Annotated in this window: 7 protein-coding genes and 1 pseudogene; 2 read left to right on the top strand and 6 right to left on the bottom strand. The window is 38.4% G+C overall.

Annotated features, from left to right (window positions below):
* Positions 1-114, bottom strand: a pseudogene (locus IQ244_RS32095) (IS630 family transposase); the annotation flags it as partial.
* 308 nt (positions 115-422) lie between these two features.
* On the opposite strand from IQ244_RS32095, the gene IQ244_RS32860 reads away from it, so the two are divergent.
* Complete coding sequence (locus IQ244_RS32860) at positions 423-644, top strand: ribbon-helix-helix protein, CopG family (protein WP_228059309.1); 222 nt, start codon at positions 423-425, stop codon at positions 642-644.
* Between the two features lie 260 nt (positions 645-904).
* Positions 905-1,177: a hypothetical protein gene (locus IQ244_RS32085; RefSeq protein ID WP_228059308.1), complete on the top strand. Its 273-nt coding sequence runs from the start codon at positions 905-907 to the stop codon at positions 1,175-1,177.
* A 29-nt stretch (positions 1,178-1,206) separates the two neighbouring features.
* On the opposite strand, the gene IQ244_RS32080 is transcribed toward IQ244_RS32085, so the two are convergent.
* The 5 genes from IQ244_RS32080 to IQ244_RS32065 form a co-directional block, all read right to left on the bottom strand.
* Entirely contained in the window at positions 1,207-1,386 is a 180-nt protein-coding gene (locus IQ244_RS32080) for a hypothetical protein (protein ID WP_193900697.1), read from the bottom strand.
* A gap of 193 nt (positions 1,387-1,579) precedes the next feature.
* Positions 1,580-1,942 carry a hypothetical protein gene (locus IQ244_RS32075; protein ID WP_193900696.1) on the bottom strand — a complete coding sequence of 121 codons (363 nt, stop codon included), beginning with the start codon at positions 1,940-1,942 and terminating at the stop codon, positions 1,580-1,582.
* A complete protein-coding gene (locus IQ244_RS33150; RefSeq protein WP_265578971.1) occupies positions 1,908-2,030 on the bottom strand; it encodes a hypothetical protein in 123 nt (40 codons plus the stop codon). The genes IQ244_RS32075 and IQ244_RS33150 overlap by 35 nt, the downstream gene beginning before the upstream one ends.
* Positions 2,031-2,079: 49 nt before the next feature.
* Positions 2,080-2,253 (bottom strand): hypothetical protein, encoded by a 174-nt coding sequence (locus IQ244_RS32070; protein ID WP_228059307.1) that lies wholly within the window; start codon positions 2,251-2,253, stop codon positions 2,080-2,082.
* A gap of 41 nt (positions 2,254-2,294) precedes the next feature.
* Positions 2,295-2,923: hypothetical protein (locus IQ244_RS32065; protein WP_228059306.1), on the bottom strand; the 629-nt coding region annotated here is incomplete at its 5' end.

Here is a 2,923-nt window from a genome sequence, read left to right as displayed (position 1 = left end):
TAGCAGAATAATGAGAATTCTTTCTCTGACGTGTGGTAGATCACTTTCTTTTAGAGCAACATGAAGCTTGCTGACTTGCTCCGGCGTTAAAAAGTTTTTGGCTGCTGGTGGCATAGTTGCTTTTAGACAACTTCCTCTTATTATTATTATGCAACTTGCGTGCCGATTAGCTTACGAACTAACAATGACAAAGCGTCTTTAGCTTCTCAAATGCAAGTAAGCGATATTTGAGGCTGAACAAGCTACAAGATGATAGTAGAGATTAAATAGCTACCTTGCCAGTAAATACTTCATGTTTATTACTTAATTTTCTCAAAAAGTTTATCTAAACTTAGCGATATTTTAATAATAGGGGAGTTAGAGTAAAAATTAACACATTACAATTGAATATATCCTATTTGAAAAGATAAATTAGCTCAGTCATGAATAAAAAATGGGCAGTCAAGCGGCTGACAATCAATCTTGCGACTAGTGAAATGGAGAAGCTAGAAGAATATTGCCAAAAAACAGGAAGGCCTGCAACAGATGTCATCCGGGAGTTGATTCGTTCTTTAGAAGCAAACTCTTCTATTGTTTCGACCCAAAAAGCTAGTCAAGCAGAAGAAGTTGAGCAACCGCTGCCCGAATTTGCTAACTTAGCTTAAGTAGGCTCTTGTAAAGCGCCAAAATGGATTGTAATAAAAGCTGGCTCCTTTTCTGAGATGAAATGGAGTTGTACAAGAACAGCGAGGATTGCTTACTGTAATTTGAGAAATTAAATACAATCAATAATCATGCGCTTGCTACTAATTTAGGGAAAAACTCTTTATTAAAAGAATTAATTGTTATTTCCAAGCAATACAAATATTTATTGAGATAGTGGTTATCGTTTAACGTTGTGGCTATTTTTGAGTAATAGCCGCTTATGGGGGAAGATAAAGTGATGGAAAATTGGGATAAAAACCAAAAGAACGAGTTCTTGTATCCTCGTAGTCGCTACCACGGACAAGTTAAGCCAAAAAACTTGGTATTCAATGCTAATCTACAAGAAATTGCCCAAAAAATAGAATACATAACTGCGCTACAAACCAATGGAAAGCTCAAGCCTGAAGATGCTTACCAAAAGATGAAATCCCTTTGGAAACAGTTAAAATGCAGCAAAAAACAACTGGGTATTGGTAACAAGCCATCAGCTTGATTGCCAACCAGAATTCACAATAATTAGAATTAACGTTTCTTAGTGCGCTCTGCCCGTAAAACCTGAGATTGATAATCCTGAATTTTCTCCAGAATCCTTTCGCGTTGTGGATGCCCTTCAAGAGAATCGCTAATGAAAGCAAATTCGTCTACTACAATTACATGAGGCTGTTCGCTAGTATTATTTGCGGTTGGGTCTATTTGGTTCATAGTTTCTAATTTTGATGTTTGAAAAGAGCAATTTTATTCAAATTTAACCTAATGTGGTAAAACTTGCTAGAGATATTTTGGAAACCTAGAAAAATCGTTTTTGATTTTCTTTCGTGCAAACGCAATTAAGCCTTTCGTTTCACCTCTCAAGTTAGTTTTGCCGTTCTAGAATTTAACAGCTTGATTACCAAGCTTAACCAATACGTTCAGCCTTTGATATGGGAGTTTCTAAAAAATCAAATCCATTATCAACAAGCCATTGCTTTGAAATCTCATCAGGACGATTAGTAATAAAGCTGCAAGCATCGTCTAATTCTTCAAACACTCTATTACAAATGGTTGGGTGCTGATAATCGCCTACGCCCACGACCCAAACCTCTTGCCCGTAGTTAGACAAATAAATCCTGACTACGTTTTCTGGATAACAATGCCAGTTAAGGGGATCACAAACCACAGAAATTGTATCGGTGGGTGCGGGGAGTTCACGATTAATCTTTCCATCAGGAAACTCCTCCTGGTATTTAGCAAGGTATTCTTGAATCTTGAGTTTGGGCATATTCTTGTGCTTCTACACCAGATAAAGAGTCAAATACTTGAATTAATGATGTAGCTTCTTGACCTCTAACATCAGGCGATTTCTTCATTTAGAAATAACAAATCTGTGGCTATATTCATAGCGTGAGACTTATCTAATTATTTCATACTTCTCTTATTTTCATCCCAAACAACAAAAGCAATACCTGAAACCACACTCAACCCTACGATAGAACCTGAAGGACGACCACCAGTTATCAACAGCATAACTAAAAATCCCAGCCCAACATAAGCGGTTTGCTTGAGTAGAGGAGTAAGTCTGGTTATAGTCAAGTGGATCATTTTAATCAAAATTTATGTGAGAAAAAATCAAATTAAGGACGCTGAATCTGTTGCATAACAGTAGTAGGAGTTAGCTTTTTCAATTCTGGCAACACCCCTAGAAATAAAGAACCAGCTAGTACCAAAATCAAAGGATTAGCCTTAGCTACATTGAACCACCAACGCCAATCTTTGAAATTGGGCAATTGTGGAAGTTGAAAGTTCCACAATCTAAACCCAATTTGTACTTGGCTACCAGGAAGCCATTCTTCTTGAAGATTGACGAACACAACTTGAATCCGGCGATCCTGCTCAACCATTGAAGCAGTCTTGAGAGCCGATGGCTGCAAAAGAGCATCAGGTGTCAGGAAACCCATAACAACTAACTTATGTGTATTGTTCAGCCCGTAAAGGTTAAGTTGACCAACAGCTTGGTAAATGTGGTCACGGTCGAGATATTTTTTACATTCGATAATCGCACCACCCTGCCAATTAGTGACAATATCGGCTCTACCGCCGTTGGCTGGGGCTTCTTGTTGAGTGATGAATCCGCGCTCTTTGAGGCGATCGCTAATATATTGTTGTAGATGTTTTTCTTGCCAGGGCAGAGGAAACCCAGCAGCTTCGACAAATTTGGATGGCAGCATAGAATTAGGGGTGTGGGGGTGTAAGGGGGTAAGGG

This window comes from Nostoc sp. LEGE 06077 (assembly GCF_015207705.1).
Classification (GTDB): domain Bacteria; phylum Cyanobacteriota; class Cyanobacteriia; order Cyanobacteriales; family Nostocaceae; genus Nostoc_B.
The sequence above is the reverse complement of the archived record's forward strand: the minus strand, read 5'-3'. Positions and strand labels throughout refer to the sequence as shown.

Bases quoted from the DNA above. Each gene is read 5' to 3' on its own strand.
- IQ244_RS32085 (WP_228059308.1), top strand. From the start codon at position 905: ATGGGGGAAGATAAAGTGATGGAAAATTGGGATAAAAACCAAAAGAAC.
- IQ244_RS32860 (WP_228059309.1), top strand. From the start codon at position 423: ATGAATAAAAAATGGGCAGTCAAGCGGCTGACAATCAATCTTGCGACT.
- IQ244_RS33150 (WP_265578971.1), bottom strand. From the start codon at position 2,030: ATGAAGAAATCGCCTGATGTTAGAGGTCAAGAAGCTACATCATTAATT.
- IQ244_RS32075 (WP_193900696.1), bottom strand. From the start codon at position 1,942: ATGCCCAAACTCAAGATTCAAGAATACCTTGCTAAATACCAGGAGGAG.
- IQ244_RS32080 (WP_193900697.1), bottom strand. From the start codon at position 1,386: ATGAACCAAATAGACCCAACCGCAAATAATACTAGCGAACAGCCTCAT.